The sequence below is a fragment of the Exiguobacterium sp. AB2 genome, from assembly GCF_000696055.1.
Classification (GTDB): domain Bacteria; phylum Bacillota; class Bacilli; order Exiguobacteriales; family Exiguobacteriaceae; genus Exiguobacterium; species Exiguobacterium alkaliphilum.
Map to the genome: position 1 here is coordinate 1 of NZ_JNAA01000004.1, position 19,448 is coordinate 19,448.

The following is a 19,448-nucleotide window of genomic DNA, read 5'->3' on the forward strand; positions in this document are numbered from 1 at the left end:
ATCGATGCGCCTCTGTCCAGACGATGGCCGGATAGGCACGGTTGGCGAGTTCTGGGAACGGACGTGGGGTATCCGCCCCGAGCCAAATCGCGGTGATCGTCTCATCTGTCAATCCGACGTACCACATATCTTTGTGGGCGTTCGTCGTTCCGGTCTTACCACCGACATACGGACGCTTGATTTGCCCGGCATAGCGACCCGTCCCGTACGTCGTGACAGCCGACAACGCTTGTCGCATCGTCGCAGCTGTCTCTTCTGACCAGATGGCTTGTTTCGTCATGCTCGGGCTGATCGTCGGGGCGCCCGAGGCGAACCGAATCTCTTTAATCGTTTGGCCGGAGACGTAGACCCCGTTGTTCAAAAACGGCGTATACGCAGCCGCCAGTTCTTTCGGGGACACGCCTTGTGTCAACCCTCCGAGCGCGCTCGCCATACTGTTATCTTTATCAGGATCCCATTGGCTGAACATGAGATCGGCCGTGGCGTAGGCCGCCTCTTGGTCGACTTGATTGAACGCGGCGAGTGCCGGCGTGTTGAACGAATAGGCGACCGTATCACGGAACGTGACGTCGCTCAGGACGCGATTGCCGCTATTGGTCGGGCAATACGTCCCGTAACAGACGGGACGGCCGTCGAGCATCGTATCGAGTGTCGCATTCGTCTCCTCGATGAACGGGGCAAAGACGAGAATCGGTTTGATGGCCGACCCTGGTTGTCGGAACGCTTGCGTCGAACGGTTGAACTCCCCACTTTGCTTCATTTCCGAGTCGACGAGGGCGACGATTCGTCCGTTCGGCGTCAGTTCGGCATAGCCGCCGTTCAGTCCGGTAGGCAATTCACTTAACTCCCGTTTCGCAGCCGTCTGGCGTGCGACGGACAAGTACGTCTCGACCGTCGCCTGATTGCTTGCCAAGTAGTCGCGCGCTGCCTCTTCGTCTAGGTCGTACCGGGTTCGCACGAGCCGAATCGCGTCTTTCATGACGGCATCCATGTAGTCGGGATATCGAATCTCGTGGCGTTTATAGCTGGCTTTCAGTTTCACGCCATGTGCCGCGTCATAGGCTTGTTTTGAGACGAGCCCGGCTTCTTTTAGTTGCGTCAAGATGCGGTCTTTTCGTTCGTAAAACGCCGCGGACGGGTTGAGCGGGTCGTACAAGGATGGATTGTTCGGCACCGTCAGCAAATAGGCGATTTGGTTCCAGTTCAAGTCCTCGAGCGGCCGCGAGAAGTACGTGTCGGCCGCGGATTGGATGCCGTATACGTTATGCCCGAAGAAGATAACGTTACTATATGACGTAATAATTTCTTTCTTACTATAATTTTTTTCAAGCGCCCGCGCGATCATCAATTCCTTCACTTTTCGTTCGTATGTCCGCTCATGTGTCAAGTAAACGTTTCGCGCCAGCTGCTGTGTAATCGTGCTCCCGCCTTGGACCGATGTCTCATTGGCGTTATTGATAAACGCCCGGGCGATCCCGCTCAAGTCGTAACCTGGATGGGCGTTGAACTTGCGGTCTTCGATAATCATGATGGCGTCACGAATGTGGTCGGGTAGCCCGTCGAGAGAGACGTCATCGCGGCGCCCGCTCAAATAGAGCGTCTCAGCCCCGCCTTTATAGGCGAGGGTGACGGCGTGCTTCGTCGACAACGGCGCCGTTTCGACGGTCTCCTCGCCCCATGCGACAATCGTCTTCGTTTGTTCGATTTCCTCTTTCAACGCACTGCTCACTGTAAATCCGACAGCGATCAGTCCGGCAAAAAAGAGTGTTCCTACCCATGCCCGCATTCGCTCACCCCTCTCTTCATTCATTATATCGTCAATCTTTCAACAAATTTCAAAATGTAAACGTTATCATATAATAATTTGGGCAGGAATACATTAGGAAACAGCGAAAAAGGGTAAAAGAGGTTTATATTATGAATTTAGGAGGCTGTACTATGAAGCAAGAAATGGTTGCGATGCTCCTCGCGGGAGGGGAAGGGAAGCGACTCGGGCCCCTTACACGTAAGACGGCGAAACCGGCTGTCCACTTTGGAGGGAAGTACCGAATCATCGATTTCCCATTATCGAACTGTACGAATTCGGGAATTACGACAGTCGGTGTGTTGACACAATATGAACCGCTTGAACTGAACCGCTACCTTGGCATCGGGTCGGCATGGGATTTGGACCGCCGCAACGGTGGCTTGGCCATCTTGCCGCCATACCAGGCACAATCGGGGAAAAACTGGTACGAAGGTACAGCGAACGCGATTTATCGAAACTTGAGCTATATCGACGATTACGATCCAGAGTACGTCTTGATTTTGTCGGGTGACCATATTTATAAAATGGATTACGAGAAGATGCTCGATTTCCATAAAGAAAAAGGAGCGGACGTCACCATCTCGGTCATGGAAGTGCCGTGGGACGAAGCCCCTCGTTTCGGGATTTTGAACACGACCGACGACCTCCGCATTAAAGAGTTTGAGGAGAAGCCTGAAAAACCGAAGAGCAACTTGGCTTCGATGGGGATTTACATCTTTAACTGGAAAGTGCTTCGGGAGCACTTGATTCAAGACGCGGAAGATGAGACGTCAAGCTTTGACTTCGGGAAGAACATCATTCCGAATACGCTACTCGACGGACTTAACGTCTTCGCCTACAAGTTCAAAGGTTACTGGAAAGACGTCGGTACGATTCAATCGCTCTGGGAAGCGAACATGGACTTGTTAGAGGAAGATCCGCCGTTCGACTTATACGACCCGAACTGGAAGATGTATTCAGTCAACCCGAACCAGACGCCGCAATACATCGGAAAAGACGCTTGCGTCGAACAGTCGGTCATTAACGAAGGCTGTCAAATCGAAGGGGAAGTTCAACACTCCGTCTTATTCTATGACGTGCGTGTCGGCGAGGGGTCACTCGTCAAAGACTCTGTTATCATGCCGGGGGCTCGCATCGGAAAAGATGTCACGATTCATCGAGCCATTGTCGCAAGCTGTGCCGTCATCGCAGACGGAGCGACAATCGGCGAGCCGGGTGGTGAGATTGTTGTCATTGAACCTCACGAAAACATCGAGAGCGGAGCAGTATTCAAACAACGTGCTTGAACTTAAAAAAGACCGACGCAAGGAGGCGTTATTGTTGACGAATGATTTGTTAGGGGTCATCAACTTAGGGACCGAAGAAGGATTATTTCCAGAGTTTACGGGACATCGCAATTTGGCGTCCGTCCCGTTCTCTGGACGTTATCGACTCATTGACTTCACATTGACGAATATGATTACGCAAGGCATCAATCAAGTCGGGATTTTCACGCTCGACAAGTATCGCTCGCTCATGGACCATGTCGGTTCAGGGAAAGAGTGGGACCTTGACCGCTCGCAAGGCGGCCTTCACATCTTCCCGCCGGCGTTAAAGCCGGACGGGGAAGCTTATTTGGGCGACTTGGCAAACTTCTCGATGCACCGCGAACACTTCGTGCGCAGTAAACAGCCGTACGTCGTCATCACAGGCTCAAACGTCTTGACGACAATCGACTTCCAAGACATGCTCGAGCACCATAAATCGATGGGCGCGGACATTACGCTCGCCTATACCGGGCACGAGCAAAAGTGTGGGTACTGCCGCCCGATTCGTCTCGGGGAGAACGACCGTGTCGTCGGCATCTCGGAGCGAGGCTTTAGCCCGGACGACGAGTACGCATACACGGAGACGATCATCATGTCGAAGAACTTGTTCCTTCGACTCGTCGATGAGGCGACGTCACGTGGCGAGTATGATTTACTCGACGGCGTGATTCGCCCGCAGCTCCATCGCTTACACGTTCACGGTTACCACTATACAGGTAAAATGCAAGTCATCCATTCGGTTCTTTCGTACTATAATGAAAGTATGCGTTTGCTTCGTCATGAGGGAATCATCTATGATTTCCCGCACATCTATACGAAGATCAAGCACGAACCGCCGACGCGTTATTTGAAAGGGTCGAAAGTGAATGAAGCGCTCGTCGCCAACGGCTGTAAAATCAGCGGCGAAGTGCAAAACAGTATCTTGTTCCGAGGCGTCGTCATCAGCGAACATGCCCGCGTCAAAAATTCAATCATTTTATCCAAGTCCATCATCGAAGAAGGCGCTGTCGTCGAGAACGCAATTTTAGATAAAGAAGTGGTCGTGAAACGCGGACAGGTCATTCGAGGGACGGTCGATGAACCGATCGTCATCGGAAAACGGACAACGGTGTGAAGGAGGATATTATGAAAATATGGTATGTCGCTTCAGAAGCGGCACCGTTCATGAAAACGGGGGGGCTTGCCGATGTCATCGGCTCGCTCCCTCAAGCGGTGTCTGGCCTTGGTGAGGAAGTCAGTGTCGTCATGCCGAAGTATGGCACGATTGCTGAGGAATACGTCGAGAAGATGGAATACTTATTCGATTTGATTGTTCCGGTCGGCTGGCGCAAGCAGTTCGCCGCGGTGCTCAAACTCGAACACGATGGCATCACGTACTACTTCATCGATAACGAATACTATTTCAATCGAGAAGGTGTGCTCTACGGACACTATGACGACGCGGAACGATTCGCGTTCTTCTCACGTGCCGCCCTCGAGATGATTGGGAAGTTAGACGAGACGCTCGTGCCGGACGTGCTCCACTGCCACGACTGGCAGACCGGTGTCGTGCCGGCGTTTTTACGGATTCATTATCAACATATCGAAGCGTATCAAAAGATTCGCACCGTGTTTACGATCCATAACCTTCAGTACCAAGGCATCTTCCCTGAAGACGTGCTCGGCGAATTACTTCAATTCGGGCATGAACACTTCACGGCTGAAGGGATTCAGCATAACGGGCTCGTCAATTACATGAAGGCGGGAATCGTCCATTCCGATCAAATCACGACGGTCAGCCCGTCTTATCGTGATGAAATCATGGAGCCATACTACGGGGAAGGGCTCGACGCGGCCCTCCGGCATCGCGCCGTCGACGTCCGTGGGATTTTAAACGGTCTCGACTTGGCGACGAACGACCCGAGCACGGACAAACGCATCGCGAAGACGTACGACTTGGACACGGTGAAAGAAGGGAAGGCCGTCAACAAACGTGCCCTTCAAGAGCGGTTCGGGTTAGAAGTAAGGGATGACGTCATGCTCATCGGATTTGTCAGCCGCCTCGTCGAACAAAAGGGTCTCGATTTGATTAATGGGGTGAGCGATGAGCTCGGTAACCTCGATTGTCAATTTGTCTTCCTCGGCTCAGGTCAACCTGAGTATGAGGCGATCGTTCATGAGATGACGGCGCGCCATCCGGGTAAAATCGGCTCTTATATCGGGTTCGATATCGAGCTCGCCCATTTGATTTATGCCGGATCGGACGCATTCCTTATGCCGTCACGCTTTGAGCCGTGCGGCCTCAGCCAGTTGATTTCGATGCGTTACGGGACGCTCCCGATCGTTCGTGAGACGGGCGGACTTCGTGACACAGTGAAGCCATTCAACGAATATACGCAGGAAGGGACCGGTTTTGGGTTCTTGAACTACAACGCTCATGAAATGCTCGCCACGATTGAAAAATCGATTCGTGTCTTCTATGACCGCAACACGTGGAATGCCCTTGTCCATCAAACGATGACGGCGGACTTCAGCTGGAAACAATCCGCGAAGCAATACCGTGAGCTCTATCACTTATTCGCATGACTGGAAGGAGTTTTACACACATATGTTCACAGACAAACAGAGCTTCGTCACTTCGTTTAAAGACCGATTCGTCGCCTTAAACGGGAAATCGTTCAAGGAAGGGACCGAGCAGGAAGTGTATCAGACGTTGGCTACGATGGTGCGTGAGCAAGCAATCCCGAAATGGATTAACACGCGCGACAAGCAAGAAGAGAAACAGAGCAAGCAAGTCATTTATTTCTCGCTCGAGTTTTTGTTAGGTCGTTTCCTTTACAACAACTTGCTCAGCATGGACGTGCTCGAAGTCGTTCAGGAAGGTCTCGAGGAGCTTGGATTCGATTTCTTTGAAATCACCGAGTTCGAGCCGGAGCCGGGACTAGGGAACGGGGGACTCGGTCGATTGGCCGCCTGCTTCCTCGACTCGCTCGCTGCGCTCAGTCTGCCGGGTCACGGGAACGGGATTCGTTATCGCTATGGCCTCTTCAAGCAAAAGATTGTCGACGGCTATCAAGTCGAGCTCCCGGATAACTGGCTTCGCGACGGCAACATGTGGGAGACGCGCCGCGCCGACCGTGCAGTCGACGTCAACTTCGGTGGCTGGATTGAGATGCGCCAAATCGGCGACCGTCTGCGTGTCGTCCATCATCCGGACGAAGTCGTCCGGGCCGTCCCGTACGATATGCCGGTCATCGGTTACAAAAATGATGTCGTCAACACACTCCGTCTATGGAACGCCGAATCGCCTTACGACGATGAGGAGTATATGGAACGGACGAAAGGGTCATACAAAGACTTGCTCAAATATAAGCAGTCGATTGCGACGATTTCTGAATTCCTTTATCCGGATGACACGACGTACGAAGGAAAAGTGCTGCGCCTGAAACAACAATACTTCTTCGTGTCGGCGGGCATCCAATCGATGATTGCCTCATATCTCCGTCATAACAAATCGCTTAAACATCTAGGTGACCATTACGCCGTCCACATTAACGACACGCACCCGGTCGTCGCGATTCCAGAATTGATGCGCATCTTGATGGATGAGCACGGCTACGGATGGGACGAGGCGTGGCGTGTGACGAAAAGTGTCATGTCGTTCACGAACCATACGCTCCTCGCCGAGGCGCTCGAAAAGTGGCCGGTCGAGATGTATGAGCGGTTGTTGCCGCGTATTTATCAAATCATCGAAGAAATCAATCGTCGCTTCTGTCGCGACGTGCTCGTCAACTATCCGCATCTCGAGCCGCACATGGGGGAAATCGCCATCGTCTCGAACGCGCATATCAATATGGCGAACTTGGCTGTCGTCGGTTCACACTCGACGAACGGGGTCGCTCAAATCCATACGGATATTTTGAAGCAGCGTGAGATGCGACACTTGTATGAGATGTTCCCGCTCCGTTTCAACAACAAGACGAACGGGATTACTCATCGCCGCTGGCTGCTGAAGTCGAATCCGCGCCTCTCGAACTTGATTACGGACGCGATCGGTCCGTCTTGGATTGAACATCCGAACGACCTCGAGAAATTGATGAGCTACTCGAAAGACGCGAGCTTCCAAGAGCAAATCATGGACGTGAAGCAACAGAACAAGCTCGACTTGGCGTCTTACATTCAAGAAGAGACGGGCATCACGGTAGACCCGAACTCGATTTTCGACGTCCAAGTGAAGCGGTTACACGCCTATAAACGTCAACTCATGAACGCGCTCCACATCCATGCGCTCTATCAAAAGATTCAGTCGGACCCGACGTTCACGATGGTGCCGCGGACGTTCATCTTTGGTGCGAAAGCAGCCCCAGGCTACTATTACGCCAAAGAAGTCATCCGTTACATCAACGCTCTCGCGACGATGATCAATCACGATAAACGGGCGAGCCAGTTCATTAAGATCGTCTTCCTTGAGAACTATCGCGTCTCCATGGCAGAACGAATCTTCCCAGGCTCTGATGTGAGCGAGCAAATCTCGACGGCGAGCTACGAAGCGTCAGGGACCGGCAACATGAAGTTCATGATGAACGGTGCGCTCACGATCGGGACGCTCGATGGGGCGAACATCGAGATTCGAGATGCGGTCGGAGATGACCATATCTTCATCTTCGGCTTGACGCCGCAAGAAGTCATGAACTACAAGAAGTTCGGCGGTTATCATGCGGCGGACATCTATCATGCGAACCAAGAAATACGTGATGTCGTCGACGGTCTCGTCAATGGAACGTTCGATAAGGTCGGTGAGTATCAATTCCAGGCGATCTTTGATTCGCTGCTCGTCTACAACGACGATTTCCTCGTCTTGAAAGACTTCGCCTCCTATATGCAGGCACAGCGTCGGGCCGGGGAAGTGTTCGCCGATAAGGCGCGTTGGGCCGAGAGTTCAATCGTCAACACGGCCAAATCGGGAATCTTCTCGAGCGACCGGACCATCACGGAATACGCGAACGCGGTTTGGAACATCAAACCGACGAGAGTGAAATAAAAAACGAGATCCACCCGTTATGGGTGGACCTCGTTTTCTGGATAAGAGATCCAGTCAGAATAAGAGCCGGGGTAAAGACGGACATCATCTTTGCCGAGGGCGTGTAACGCTAAGATGTTGACACAGGCGGTGACCCCGCTCCCGCAGTAAAAGATTGGGTTCGGGACATCGAGCACGTCAACGTAAAGCTCTTTCAAATCATGAAAGTCTTGCAACGTGCCGAGATCCGTGACGGCGTCAGCATATGAACAGAGGAGGGCGTTCGGAATATGTCCTGCCTTGTGGTCAATCGGTTCGTGGCTGCCGTCGAAACGGTCGGCCGTGCGGGAGTCATACAGCTCTGCCGTACGTGCGGCCTTCACGTCTTCGATCGTGGCAATCATCTCGTCTTGGAATTGAGGGACATAGTCAGACGCCGGATAGTTCGGGATCTCTGTCGTCGTCTCGCCGCAATATGTGATACCGGCTTGAATCCCGCCTTCGAGCACAACGACGCGCTCATGTCCTGCCCATTTGAAGAGCCACCAGGCGCGCGCGGCGTATGGGAACCCGTCATCGTAGATGACGACGAGGTCGTCTCGTTGAATCCCGATGCGACGGAGTGTCGCCGTCCATGCTTCTTTTGACGGGAGCGGGTGACGGCCGCCGTGCTCTTCGACGGGACCGGACAAGTCTTCCATCAAATCGAGAAAGACCGCGTTCGGGAGATGGCCTTGACGATACACGTACTTCCCGTAGGAAGCGTCGTTCAGGGAATAGCGGCAATCGATAAAGCGAATCGAATCCGTGTGGACGATCTGTTTCAATTCTTGGGCACGCATAGTTGGGAACATAGAATCACCTCGAAGTTTCGTTACTTCCATCCTATACAAGATGGAACAAATTGGCGAGTACTTCGATTAAATTTTAAATGTCGAAAGGGGAACTAACCATGGCATGGCAACAAACGTATGAACGGTGGAAACAACACGAGGCGCTCGAGCCGCATCTTCGGGTCGAGCTCGAGGAGATGGCGAAAGATGATACGTCACTCGAAGACGCCTTCTATAAGACGCTCGAATTCGGGACGGGCGGAATGCGTGGCGAAATCGGGCCTGGGGCCAATCGGATGAACATCTATACGATTCGAAAAGCCTCAAAAGGGTTCGCCGACTTCATCGCCGCTTCTGGCGAAGAAGCCAAACGGCACGGTGTCGTCATCGCGCACGACTCGCGTCATTTCTCGCCAGAGTTCGCGCTCGAGGCGGCGCGCACGCTCGCCTCGAACGGGATTAAGACGTATTTGTTCCCGAGCCTTCGGGCGACGCCAGAGTTGTCGTTCGCGGTGCGCCATTTGAACGCTTTCGGCGGCATCGTCATCACGGCGAGCCATAACCCGCCTGAGTATAACGGGTTCAAGGTGTACGGTGCGGACGGTGGACAGTTGCCGCCGGCAGAAGCCGACGAACTCGTCTCGTACGTCAACGCGATTGAAGACGAGCTGTTGATTGAAGTAAACGATGAGGCGGCCCTCCGTTCGGACGGCACGCTCGTCACGGTCGATTCATCCGTCGACGCGGCCTACATGGAGGCGTTGCAGTCGATTCGGATTCATCACGACGTCCAAGAAGACCCACTCAAAATCGTCTTCTCGCCGCTCCACGGCACCGGCCGTCGCCCCGTCATGGAAGGGCTCAAGGCGTATGGCTTCGAGCACGTGACCATCGTCGAAGAACAAGCCGAGCCAGACGGTGCGTTCCCGACGGTCAGTTACCCGAACCCGGAAGAACGGGCCGCGTTCGAACTCGCCATGCAATACGGCGACCGCGTCGGGGCTGACCTTTTGATGGCGACGGACCCGGATGCCGACCGCGTCGGCTTCACGGTCCGTGATCGGAATGGCGAATGGTTCGTCTTAACGGGCAACCAGACGGGTGCGCTCCTCATGGACTACATTTTGTCGCAAAAAGTAGAGACCGGGACGCTCCCGACGAATGGGTTTGTCGCCAAGACGATCGTCACGTCTGAACTCGGGGCGGCCATCGCGAAGGCGTACGGTGTCCATCTTGAGAACACGCTCACCGGCTTCAAATTTATCGGGGAGAAAATCAAGCAGTACGAGGAGTCAGGAGAATACGAGTTTTTGTTCGGTTACGAAGAGAGCTACGGTTATTTGATCGGTGATTTCTGTCGCGATAAAGATGCCGTTCAGGCGTGTCTTCTTGGAGCGGAGATGGCAGCCTTCCATAAACAGCACGGACGCACCCTTTACGACGCGCTCCAAGCCGTCTATGAGAAGTATGGCTTCTATGAGGAGTCGCTCCAGTCGATGACGCTCAAAGGGAAAGCTGGACTTGAGCAAATCGGCCGGATGATGGAAGCGTTCCGAGCGAACCCGCCGCAAGAAGTCGGTGGTTACGAAGTCGTCCGTTTCGAAGACTATAAGAAACAAGTCGCGACCGACCTTCGCCAAAACGAGTCGGAGGCGATCGACTTGCCGTCTTCGAACGTGCTCAAATTCATCTTTGAGGACGGCTCATGGTTCTGCCTCCGTCCATCGGGGACCGAACCGAAAATCAAGTTCTATTTCAGCGTTCACGCGGACAGTGCCGAGAAGACGACGGCGAAACGTGAAGCGATTGAACGCGATGTGATGAAGCAAGCGAAAGCCATCGATTGATGTTTGACCACTGCCCTGACGAGGGTGGTGGTTTTTGTTTGACAACGTATGCCCCCGTCAGTATGATGAGTATATTGTTTAAAACCATGTAATCGTATATGGATTATCAGGAAGGCGGAATTTATATGAAGAAATCATTAACGGCTGTACTCGCATTCGGCGCATCATTCGGAGTGCTCGCAGCTTGCGGCTCAGAGACGAACAGCGGTTCGGAAGAGACGGTCATCACGGTCGGGACAGAAGCGACATACCCACCGTTCACTTACAAAGACAAAGGTGAACTCACAGGGTACGACATCGACGTGTTGAACGAAGCGGCAGAGCGGGCCGGTTATACGCTCGAATTTGAAGCGATGGACTTTAAAGGACTCGTCCCGGCACTCGACGCGGAACGCATCGACTTGATTGCCAACCAAATGAGCATCACGCCAGAGCGCCAAGAGAAGTATTCGTTCTCTGACCCGTACGCGATCTCAGGCGCACAAGTCATCGTCGGATCAGACAACGAAGACATCCAAGGCATCGACGACCTCGAAGGAAAAGTCGTCGGCTCGACGCAAGGATCTGTGTACGCACAGATGGCTGAAGAAGCTGGCGCCGAAGTGAAGTTCTACAAAGGTGCGAACCAAGTGCTCCAAGACCTTCAAGTCGGTCGCCTCGACGCAGCCTTGAACGACCGTCTCTTCATCTTGACAGAGCTTGAGAAGACGGGCTACGACGTGAAAGCAGTCGGTGACGTCTTCAACCAGAGTCAAGCCGGCTTCATGGCTCGTCAAGACTCAGACGTGCTCGAAGGCTTGAACGAAGCGCTCGCTGAAATGAAAGAAGACGGCACGATGGAGGAAATCGGAGAGAAGTACTTCGGTGAGGACATCAGTCAATGAATGAACTGATCACGACCGTCATCGATAACCGTTCGGTCTATCTTGAAGCCGTGCAATTGACGTTGATCGCCAGTGTGCTATCGATTGTGCTTGCATTGGTACTCGGTCTGATCATTGCGTTGCTTCATAGTAGTCCCATCAAACCTGTCCGGTGGTTCACGCGGTTGTACATCTCGTTCTTCCGCGGGACCCCGCTCTTGTTACAATTGCTCATTCTTTACGTCGGGTTGACGGGCTTCGTCCAGTTGAGCGGCATGCAGGCGCTCATCTATGGACTCGGTCTCCACTTCGCGGCGTATATCTCGGAAGCGTTCCGCGCGGCCATCCATTCGGTCGACAAAGGGCAAGTCGAGGCGAGTGTCGCCCTCGGGATTCCGCGTGGGAAACGATTCAAAGACATCATCTTCCCACAAGCCTTGTCGCGTGCGATTCCACCTGTCTCGAACTCGGTGATCGATATCATCAAATCGACGTCGCTCGGTTCGGTCATCGCGGTTCAAGAATTGACATACGTCTCGGATCAAATCGCCGCGACGACGTATCTCGTCATGCCGCTCCTCTTGTTCTCGGCAACGATTTATTGGATTTTGTCGACGCTCATTCAAGCGGGCCAGCATCGTCTCGAACGTCGCTATGCGGTTCGTTAAGCACAAAAAGCAGTCACTTCTCATCTTACAGTTGAGAGATATGACTGCTTTTTTGTATTATGGATTGCAAAAATCACAGTATGCCGGGGAGGCGTATACGTCAGGATCAAGATATTCTGTTAGTTGATAGTGACAAGTAGAGCAGGCGTGGATGTGTCGCACAATTTGTTTAGTAGGAGAATGACACTGCTCGCATAATCGCCCAGGTACTTTTCGTACGACACGGAAACCCGGTGTTTCACATTTTGGGCATAATGAATTTGCTTGTTCAATTAGTTTTCTCGTCGCCATCTCAATATTTTTCATGCGGGTTGGATTGGCGTATGCCCGCATGTCCGTCTCTATAAAAACTTGTCGATTCGTCGATTTGTTTAAGCAATACGTAAAAGCTTCCTGCAGCGATGATTCATCCGCAATATTTTTTAATATAACGGAAGAGTGTTCATCATCTGGTCGGAGGATTACGTGATGGTCTGGAAACCCAACTTCATTCACGAACTGAAGCGCGGAAGAATAGTTTTGAACGACGGTATGATTAAAATTTGTATCGATTCCTTCGTAATAACCTTGTAATTCAATATTTCGTTCATAATCTTTTAGTAACACCAATTCAGTGTTCCATGGAATAGGGGCAAGAGGATGAAATCCGAATGTACCTTCACTGGCTATTCCAACATGTAGGTTTGACAGCTCTATGACCATATTTGCTTTTTTTCGTGCTGTTTCGAGTTGTGAGTCTTGCCGACCTATCTCTCTAGTAAATGTTCCGAACTGGTCGGTATCAAATTGATTTACATGTAAGCGGCATCCTAGCTGTTCTTCAAGAAGGGGCTTTATAACTATTTCTTTTTGGTGCATTGTGACTAACATAACATCTCGATCTTTTAAAAAACTCATCACACGTTTCCTTTCTATTCACATACAGATTCCTTTTGAAAAATATAAAGGAGCGATTCAGTCAAAGTAAATATATTTTCAACAGTATGAAATAAAAAAGAAGTGAAACCACATTAGCGGTTCACATCTTTTTTAGATTAGTTTTAACGGATGACTTGCTCTGTTTCAGAATCGAAGAAGTGTGCTTTTGTCATATCGAGCGCGAGTGTGACGTCATCGCCCATATGGATGTTCGAACGTCCGTCGATGCGAGCCGTGAACTGGTGGCCACCGAGTTCGGCGTACAAGTACGACTCGGCGCCCATGAGCTCAGCGACATCGATGTGTGTTTGGAACGTGTGTGTCGTCGGCGAATCGATGTAGATCGGCTCATCATGGATCGATTCTGGACGAATTCCGAGGATGAGTTCTTTCCCGATGTACCCACGGTCGCGAAGACCTTTCATCTTCCCTTCAGGCACGTTGATCTCTTCGCCGCTCACGACGAACTTGCCGTCTGCGAGTGTACCGCGGAAGAAGTTCATCGAAGGTGATCCGATGAAGCCGGCAACGAAGATGTTGTCCGGGTTGTCGTACACTTCTTTCGGCGAACCGACTTGTTGGATGATCCCGTCTTTCATGATGACGATACGAGTCGCGAGTGTCATCGCTTCCGTTTGGTCATGGGTAACGTAAATCGTCGTCGTGTCGAGACGGTTGTGGAGCTGGATGATCTCTTTACGCATCTGTACGCGAAGCTTGGCATCTAAGTTTGAGAGCGGCTCATCCATCAAGAATACTTTTGCGTCACGGACGATGGCACGGCCGATGGCGACACGTTGGCGCTGACCACCTGAGAGTGCTTTCGGTTTACGCTCGAGGTACTCTTCAAGTCCGAGGATGCGGGCTGCGTCTTGGACGCGGCGATCGATTTCATCTTTCGGGAATTTGCGAAGCTTCAAACCGAACGCCATGTTGTCATACACGCTCATGTGCGGGTAGAGGGCGTAGTTTTGGAAGACCATCGCGATGTCGCGGTCTTTCGGTGCGACGTCGTTCATACGCTTGCCGTCGATGATGAAGTCACCGCTCGAGATTTCTTCGAGACCTGCGATCATACGGAGTGTCGTCGACTTCCCGCAACCAGACGGTCCGACGAAGACGATGAACTCGCGGTCTTTAATGTGCAAGTTAAAGTCGCTGACTGCCTTCGAGTCCCCACCGTCGTATATTTTATCAATGTGATTCAATTGAATTTCTGCCATGTCGTTAGCCTCCTGAGAATGTGCTCTTGTATAATAGCGCTTACAAGAACGATTATACGATGAAACCGCTTGCATTGAATATGGACACGTTGCACAAAAACATTTACTCAGATTTGTGCAACGTGACAATCAGTTGGAGCAGACTCGCATCGTGGAACTGGCGCGCGTCATAACCGGTCGCTTCATAGAGCCGGTCGAGCCGATAGTTGAGCGTGTTCCGATGCATGAAGAGCGCCTTGGCGGTATGGGAGACGTTCAGCGTATGGGCGAACAGCGCCTCAAGCAGCTCCCGTGCCGTCGCATCGAGGGCTTGATGCGTTGTCTCGGTCAGGCGGAGACGAGCGGCAAAAGACTCATGGTCTTGTAACAAATAATGGTATAATAATTGACTAGCAGGGTAAGCTTTAATAGAGCGTTTCGCGAGCGGGAGCAACACTTGATGTTCCGCATAAAGCGGGGCGAGCGCACCGAGCGGGCGCTCGCTATAAACGACGCTCGCTTCGACATAAAAGTCACCGGCGACGGCGCGCAAGACGTCTTCGAACTCGGCCATGTCGACGAGCGTTTCCGTCTCGAGCACTTCGATGTGTCGCGCGGTCATGACGATGATGACGGCAGAAGGCATGAAGTCACGGAGCACGTCGACGAACGTCTCGAGCGCTTCCGGCTCCTGGTAATGCAGGGCAAGCGACGAGAGCCGGAACGGCCGCTCGATGCGGAACGCGTCGTCGAACAGTCGGCCATGCCACAACGCTTGGACCGAATCGAGCGTCGTGACGAACGGAGTCGCCCAAAGCGAGACGAGCCGTCGCTCGCGTTCGGTCAGTTCCGTTTTCGGAAGACCGAACACCGTCCCATCATGGGCTTTGTACCAGACATAGTCACCGGATGCGTCCTCCGACCGATGGACAACGGACGGGAAAATCGATTTAATACGTTCAAACGTAGTCAACACAATCACCTCTTCAACAATGTATCATATTTCAGATCGGAGGCAGACAGTTTGGATAGTCTACTGAAAATAATCATCATGATCGCCATCGGGGCGACCATCGGGGGAGTGACGAACTTCTTCGCCATCAAAATGTTGTTTCGTCCGCACGAGCCGAAGTATATCGGCAAGATGCGCGTCCCGTTCACGCCAGGACTCATTCCAAAGCGACGCGACGAACTGGCGTCAAGCCTCGGGAAGACCGTCGTCAAGCACCTGCTGACGCCGGAAGGGATGCGCAAGCGTCTTCTCGACGAACAAATCAGCAGTCACATTACCCATTTCGTCCAAACCGAAGTCGAGAAGATGTTGCGGTCGGAGAAGACGGTCCGCTCCCTCATCGAACCGCTCTATCCGGATGCAGAGGAACGGATTTTGACGGCGGCGGACGCGAGACTCCGGGACGAATTGACGCATGTGCTCCAAGACGTCAAAACCCGGAAACTGTATGAGCTTCTCGGCGAGGAAGGGATGGACCGCGTCCGCGCTATCATCCCTGAGATCGTCGACACGATGCTCATCAAGTCGGAAGAGTATTTTTATTCAGTGGAAGGGGAGGCCCAGCTGCGCCATATGGTCGACTCATTCGTCCAACGCCGCCTCGGCTTTATCGCTGGCTTTATCCAAAACGTGAACTTCGTCGAGATGATTCGTCCGGAAATTATCAATATCTTACGGGGCAGCTCGACGCGGGCCGGGATGGCGACGATGATCACGCGCGAGTTCGAACGGTTCAGCGAGCGTCCGGTCGCGACGTTCCTCGATGAGCCGCTTGAGAAGCGCCTCATCGATGGTGTCGTCACCGAAGTCGTCACACGCCTGCCGGTCGGAAGTCTACTCGACCGGACCGTCTATTCGTATACACGTGACGTCGAGGCGCGCGTCGTCGAAGAGCTCGTGCCGAAAGGGGTGACGCTCGTCATCATGCGCTTCACCGATCAGATGGAGACGATTATGGACCGCTTGAAGATTGACCAAATCGTTCAAGAGCAGGTCCGCTCGCTCGACACCTCGTATTTAGAGGAGATCGTCTTGTCGATTTCAAAACGGGAGTTCCGGGCAATAACATGGCTTGGGGCGCTATTAGGTGGTATGATTGGGTTGATTCAAGGGTTGATTGCCATCATTTGATTGGCACGCCCTAATAGCTTTTAGGAGGACGTCACATGTCACAAACAAACTTGTACGATCATGCTTACCAATTGGAGAAAGCACTTCGCGATTCTGAAGAGTTCACAAACCTCTCTTCACTATACGACCGTGTCAATGCGGATGCAGAAGCGAACCAGTTGTTCGCTGACTTCCGTGAAATCCAAATGACGCTTCAACAGAAGCAGATGCAAGGGGAAGAGATTTCAGAACAAGAGATGATGGACGCCCAAACGAAAATGATGAACGTTCAACAGAACGAGTTGATCATGGAGCTCATGCAAGAAGAGCAGCGCATGCACCAGCTCGTCACAGAAGTGACGAAAATCATCATGAAGCCACTCGAAGAGCTTTACGCTCCGATGGTGAACGAAAACGAAGTCCAATAAGGATGGATGGCGGATGGCTCATGCCATCCGTTTTTTTTGTTGAACAACTTGTCAAATCCAACATGATAACGCTTCCATCACTGGTGGTATACTATCCTTGTAGAAACTTTCACATGGAGGGTGGACGCCGTGATTACCTTAATCATTTTGGCCATCATGATTGTATATTTCATCGGGGGGTGGCTCAGGGCAGACCTCGTGGCACTGCTCGGTCTGCTCGCGCTCGTATTGACGAACCAATTGACCCCGGTCGAGGCGATGGCCGGCTTTTCGAATCCGGTCGTCTTGATGATTGCCGGGCTCTTCATCGTCGGGGCAGGTCTATTCCATACAGGTCTCGCCGAACGGGTTGGGGCCGGAATGATTCCATACGCGAAAGGGAGCGAGGTTCGCCTGTTCTTCGTTCTCATGGTGACGGTGACGTTTCTCTCGAGCCTCATGTCGAACACGGGAACGGTGGCGCTTTTGATTCCAGTCGTCCTCGCCATGTCCCGTCAGTTAGGGACGAGTCCGGCGAAACTGCTCATGCCGCTCGCCTTCTTCTCAAGCATCGGCGGCACGATGACGATCATCGGGACGCCACCGAACCTTGTCGCCGCCGAAGTGTTGCGAAGCGCCGGGGGACAGACAATCGGCTTCTTCTCACTCTTGCCGGTCGGTCTCGTCGCGGCCGCGGTCGGCTTGCTTTACTTTTACGTGATTGGAAATCGATTGTTGGATGTTGGTGACGTACCGGAATCGGTCGCGTCGCATCCGATGATGCCGCCGCTGAGCGTATATGCGTTCCATGTCCAAAAAGGGCATCCGCTCATCGGTCGTGAGCTACGCGAGACGTTATGGTCCCGCCACGGGCTGACAGTGCTCGGAGAACGGAGAAAAGGGTTGGCCCGTCGCCTTCATGCCGCTAGAGCGGACACGGTGCTCCATGAGGGACGTCTCCTCGTCAGTGGGGCAGAAGAAGACGTCCATCGCATCGCGCGTCAAGAAGGGTTGCGTTATGAGCACGTCTCACCGAGAGACGTCTACGGGAAAGAGGCGGGGGTCGTCGTCTTCACGATACCGGCCGACAGCCCGCTCATCGGGCGCTGTTTGAAAGAGAGCCGTCTCCGCAATCGATACGGCTTGAACGTCTTGCGCGTGATTCGTCCGAACGAGGAGATGGCGATGACGAAGCTGAAAGACGTTCGCCTCGAGCAGGGAGATATGCTCGTCGCCCAAGGAGAATGGGGTGACTTGGAGAAAGTCGGGGATGAGACGCACTTGCTGCTCGCGAATGAGCGGGTGACCGACGTGGCGAACCGGGCCGTATCGGAGCGGCATCAGCTCGCCGCCGGCATCATCATGGCCGCAATGGTCGCATTGCTCGTCTTCGAATGGATCGACCCGACCGTCGCCGTCTGGTTGGCCGCCTTGGCGATGGTGCTCACGGGGGCGGTCCGGCATATGGATGTTGCCTATCAATCGATTCAATGGTCGTCGCTCTTACTCATCGCGGCGATGATTCCGGTCGGTCAGGCGCTCGAGAACGCCGGCGTGATGGCGTGGCTCGTCACGTGGATGAGCGAGTCGTTCGGCCGTGCGGGTCCCGCCTGGGTGCTCATCGCCATCTTTGTCGCGACGATGATGCTCAGTCAAATCATCTCGAACACCGCGACGGCCGTCCTGTTTGCACCGCTCGCTTTGTCGCTCGCGTCGGCGCTTGACGTCAGTCCGGTTCCGCTCGTCGTAGCGGTCGCAATCGCGGCCTCGCTCGCATTCATGACGCCGTTCGGTTCGCCGACGAATGCGATGGTGTTCGGCATCGGGGGCTATCGCTTCTTTGACTTCGTCAAAGTCGGCTTGCCGTTGCAAGTCGTGACAGCGATCATCGCGATTTTCACGATTCTACTCATCTTTCCGTTTTGAAGGACATGTTAATCCATCCGCCGAATATGTGAAAAAATGCTAAATGATGAGGGGATAGACGATGTTGAAACGAATCGGAATGTTATTGGCGGTCGTCTCGTTAGCCGCTCACAGGCAGTTCGTACTCGCTAGACGGCAAGACGTCGGAAGACCTCCATCCGGACGATTATTGGCAATGGCGGAAGGACTGGGATCAAAAATATAGCGAATGAACGAAACGCCTCGGGATACCCGAGGCGTTTCAGGCTGTTGACGAACCAATTCGCTTCTCGCGGATTGGTTCGTCTTTTTTTAGGTTCGATGAGCTTGAGGCGCTCTGCCCGGCACAAGATTGAAAAAATGGTATGTATACGGTCTCTCCAGGCAAACAGGTTGGCCAGCTTCTTCATGTTTTGTGCGGTGGCTGCCACCAGGTTGGCGCGCTGGACCGCCTCACGGCCCCGGTAGAACGTGAAGCGGAGCCCATGAAGCTCCTTCGCGTCGGCGAACGAGCGCTCCACGGTCTGTGGCCGGAGACGGTATAGGTATTGACCGGATGCGGTCAATCGA

At 53.0% G+C, this 19,448-nt stretch carries 15 protein-coding genes and 1 pseudogene; 10 read left to right on the forward strand and 6 right to left on the reverse strand.

Annotation, left to right across the window (positions count from 1 at the left end; all coding sequences use genetic code 11):
- Positions 1-1,786: transglycosylase domain-containing protein (locus tag DI14_RS00420; RefSeq protein ID WP_034803793.1), on the reverse strand; the 1,786-nt coding region annotated here is incomplete at its 3' end.
- Between the two features lie 152 nt (positions 1,787-1,938).
- On the opposite strand from DI14_RS00420, the gene DI14_RS00425 reads away from it, so the two are divergent.
- The 4 genes from DI14_RS00425 to DI14_RS00440 are packed head-to-tail and all read left to right on the forward strand — an operon-like array spanning position 1,939 to position 8,134.
- Complete coding sequence (locus DI14_RS00425; protein WP_034803796.1) at positions 1,939-3,093, forward strand: glucose-1-phosphate adenylyltransferase; 1,155 nt, start codon at positions 1,939-1,941, stop codon at positions 3,091-3,093.
- Between the two features lie 34 nt (positions 3,094-3,127).
- A complete protein-coding gene (gene glgD, locus DI14_RS00430; RefSeq protein ID WP_051622480.1) occupies positions 3,128-4,228 on the forward strand; it encodes a glucose-1-phosphate adenylyltransferase subunit GlgD in 1,101 nt (366 codons plus the stop codon).
- An 11-nt stretch (positions 4,229-4,239) separates the two neighbouring features.
- A complete protein-coding gene (gene glgA / locus DI14_RS00435) occupies positions 4,240-5,679 on the forward strand; it encodes a glycogen synthase GlgA (RefSeq protein ID WP_034803799.1) in 1,440 nt (479 codons plus the stop codon).
- A 22-nt stretch (positions 5,680-5,701) separates the two neighbouring features.
- Positions 5,702-8,134 (forward strand): glycogen/starch/alpha-glucan phosphorylase, encoded by a 2,433-nt coding sequence (locus tag DI14_RS00440; RefSeq protein WP_034803802.1) that lies wholly within the window; start codon positions 5,702-5,704, stop codon positions 8,132-8,134.
- Between the two features lie 17 nt (positions 8,135-8,151).
- On the opposite strand, the gene DI14_RS00445 is transcribed toward DI14_RS00440, so the two are convergent.
- Positions 8,152-8,967, reverse strand: coding sequence for a sulfurtransferase (locus DI14_RS00445; RefSeq protein WP_034803805.1), 816 nt, complete (start codon positions 8,965-8,967; stop codon positions 8,152-8,154).
- A gap of 98 nt (positions 8,968-9,065) precedes the next feature.
- Here DI14_RS00445 and DI14_RS00450 point away from each other — a divergent pair, with 98 nt between their 5' ends.
- The 3 genes from DI14_RS00450 to DI14_RS00460 all read left to right on the forward strand — a co-directional run bounded on the left by DI14_RS00450 (position 9,066) and on the right by DI14_RS00460 (position 12,324).
- Positions 9,066-10,793 (forward strand): phospho-sugar mutase, encoded by a 1,728-nt coding sequence (locus DI14_RS00450; protein ID WP_034803807.1) that lies wholly within the window; start codon positions 9,066-9,068, stop codon positions 10,791-10,793.
- Positions 10,794-10,918: 125 nt separating this feature from the next.
- Positions 10,919-11,677: a transporter substrate-binding domain-containing protein gene (locus tag DI14_RS00455; protein WP_034803830.1), complete on the forward strand. Its 759-nt coding sequence runs from the start codon at positions 10,919-10,921 to the stop codon at positions 11,675-11,677.
- Complete coding sequence (locus tag DI14_RS00460) at positions 11,674-12,324, forward strand: amino acid ABC transporter permease (protein WP_034803809.1); 651 nt, start codon at positions 11,674-11,676, stop codon at positions 12,322-12,324. The genes DI14_RS00455 and DI14_RS00460 overlap by 4 nt, the downstream gene beginning before the upstream one ends.
- Positions 12,325-12,381: 57 nt before the next feature.
- Here the strand turns inward: DI14_RS00460 and DI14_RS00465 are convergent, their stop codons facing one another.
- The 3 genes from DI14_RS00465 to DI14_RS00475 form a co-directional block, all read right to left on the reverse strand.
- Positions 12,382-13,221 (reverse strand): DUF6671 family protein, encoded by an 840-nt coding sequence (locus DI14_RS00465; protein ID WP_034803812.1) that lies wholly within the window; start codon positions 13,219-13,221, stop codon positions 12,382-12,384.
- A gap of 143 nt (positions 13,222-13,364) precedes the next feature.
- On the reverse strand, positions 13,365-14,465 hold the full coding sequence (locus tag DI14_RS00470) for an ABC transporter ATP-binding protein (RefSeq protein WP_034803815.1): 1,101 nt from the start codon (positions 14,463-14,465) through the stop codon (positions 13,365-13,367).
- 103 nt (positions 14,466-14,568) lie between these two features.
- Positions 14,569-15,420 (reverse strand): CdaR family transcriptional regulator, encoded by an 852-nt coding sequence (locus DI14_RS00475; RefSeq protein WP_034803817.1) that lies wholly within the window; start codon positions 15,418-15,420, stop codon positions 14,569-14,571.
- A gap of 48 nt (positions 15,421-15,468) precedes the next feature.
- Here DI14_RS00475 and DI14_RS00480 point away from each other — a divergent pair, with 48 nt between their 5' ends.
- The 3 genes from DI14_RS00480 to DI14_RS00490 all read left to right on the forward strand — a co-directional run bounded on the left by DI14_RS00480 (position 15,469) and on the right by DI14_RS00490 (position 18,899).
- Positions 15,469-16,587, forward strand: coding sequence for a DUF445 domain-containing protein (locus DI14_RS00480; RefSeq protein WP_034803819.1), 1,119 nt, complete (start codon positions 15,469-15,471; stop codon positions 16,585-16,587).
- Positions 16,588-16,622: 35 nt separating this feature from the next.
- Complete coding sequence (locus DI14_RS00485) at positions 16,623-16,994, forward strand: YlbF family regulator (protein ID WP_024371783.1); 372 nt, start codon at positions 16,623-16,625, stop codon at positions 16,992-16,994.
- Between the two features lie 129 nt (positions 16,995-17,123).
- Entirely contained in the window at positions 17,124-18,899 is a 1,776-nt protein-coding gene (locus tag DI14_RS00490; protein ID WP_034803822.1) for an SLC13 family permease, read from the forward strand.
- A 374-nt stretch (positions 18,900-19,273) separates the two neighbouring features.
- Here the strand turns inward: DI14_RS00490 and DI14_RS15570 are convergent.
- Positions 19,274-19,448, reverse strand: a pseudogene (locus tag DI14_RS15570) (transposase); the annotation flags it as partial.

What these genes read in the sequence shown, in the direction of transcription:
- glgA (WP_034803799.1), top strand. Translation starts at nt 4,240, where the DNA reads ATGAAAATATGGTATGTCGCTTCAGAAGCGGCACCGTTCATGAAAACG.
- DI14_RS00485 (WP_024371783.1), top strand. Translation starts at nt 16,623, where the DNA reads ATGTCACAAACAAACTTGTACGATCATGCTTACCAATTGGAGAAAGCA.
- DI14_RS00425 (WP_034803796.1), top strand. Translation starts at nt 1,939, where the DNA reads ATGAAGCAAGAAATGGTTGCGATGCTCCTCGCGGGAGGGGAAGGGAAG.
- DI14_RS00440 (WP_034803802.1), top strand. Translation starts at nt 5,702, where the DNA reads ATGTTCACAGACAAACAGAGCTTCGTCACTTCGTTTAAAGACCGATTC.
- DI14_RS00465 (WP_034803812.1), bottom strand. Translation starts at nt 13,221, where the DNA reads ATGAGTTTTTTAAAAGATCGAGATGTTATGTTAGTCACAATGCACCAA.
- DI14_RS00455 (WP_034803830.1), top strand. Translation starts at nt 10,919, where the DNA reads ATGAAGAAATCATTAACGGCTGTACTCGCATTCGGCGCATCATTCGGA.
- DI14_RS00450 (WP_034803807.1), top strand. Translation starts at nt 9,066, where the DNA reads ATGGCATGGCAACAAACGTATGAACGGTGGAAACAACACGAGGCGCTC.
- DI14_RS00470 (WP_034803815.1), bottom strand. Translation starts at nt 14,465, where the DNA reads ATGGCAGAAATTCAATTGAATCACATTGATAAAATATACGACGGTGGG.
- DI14_RS00460 (WP_034803809.1), top strand. Translation starts at nt 11,674, where the DNA reads ATGAATGAACTGATCACGACCGTCATCGATAACCGTTCGGTCTATCTT.
- DI14_RS00445 (WP_034803805.1), bottom strand. Translation starts at nt 8,967, where the DNA reads ATGTTCCCAACTATGCGTGCCCAAGAATTGAAACAGATCGTCCACACG.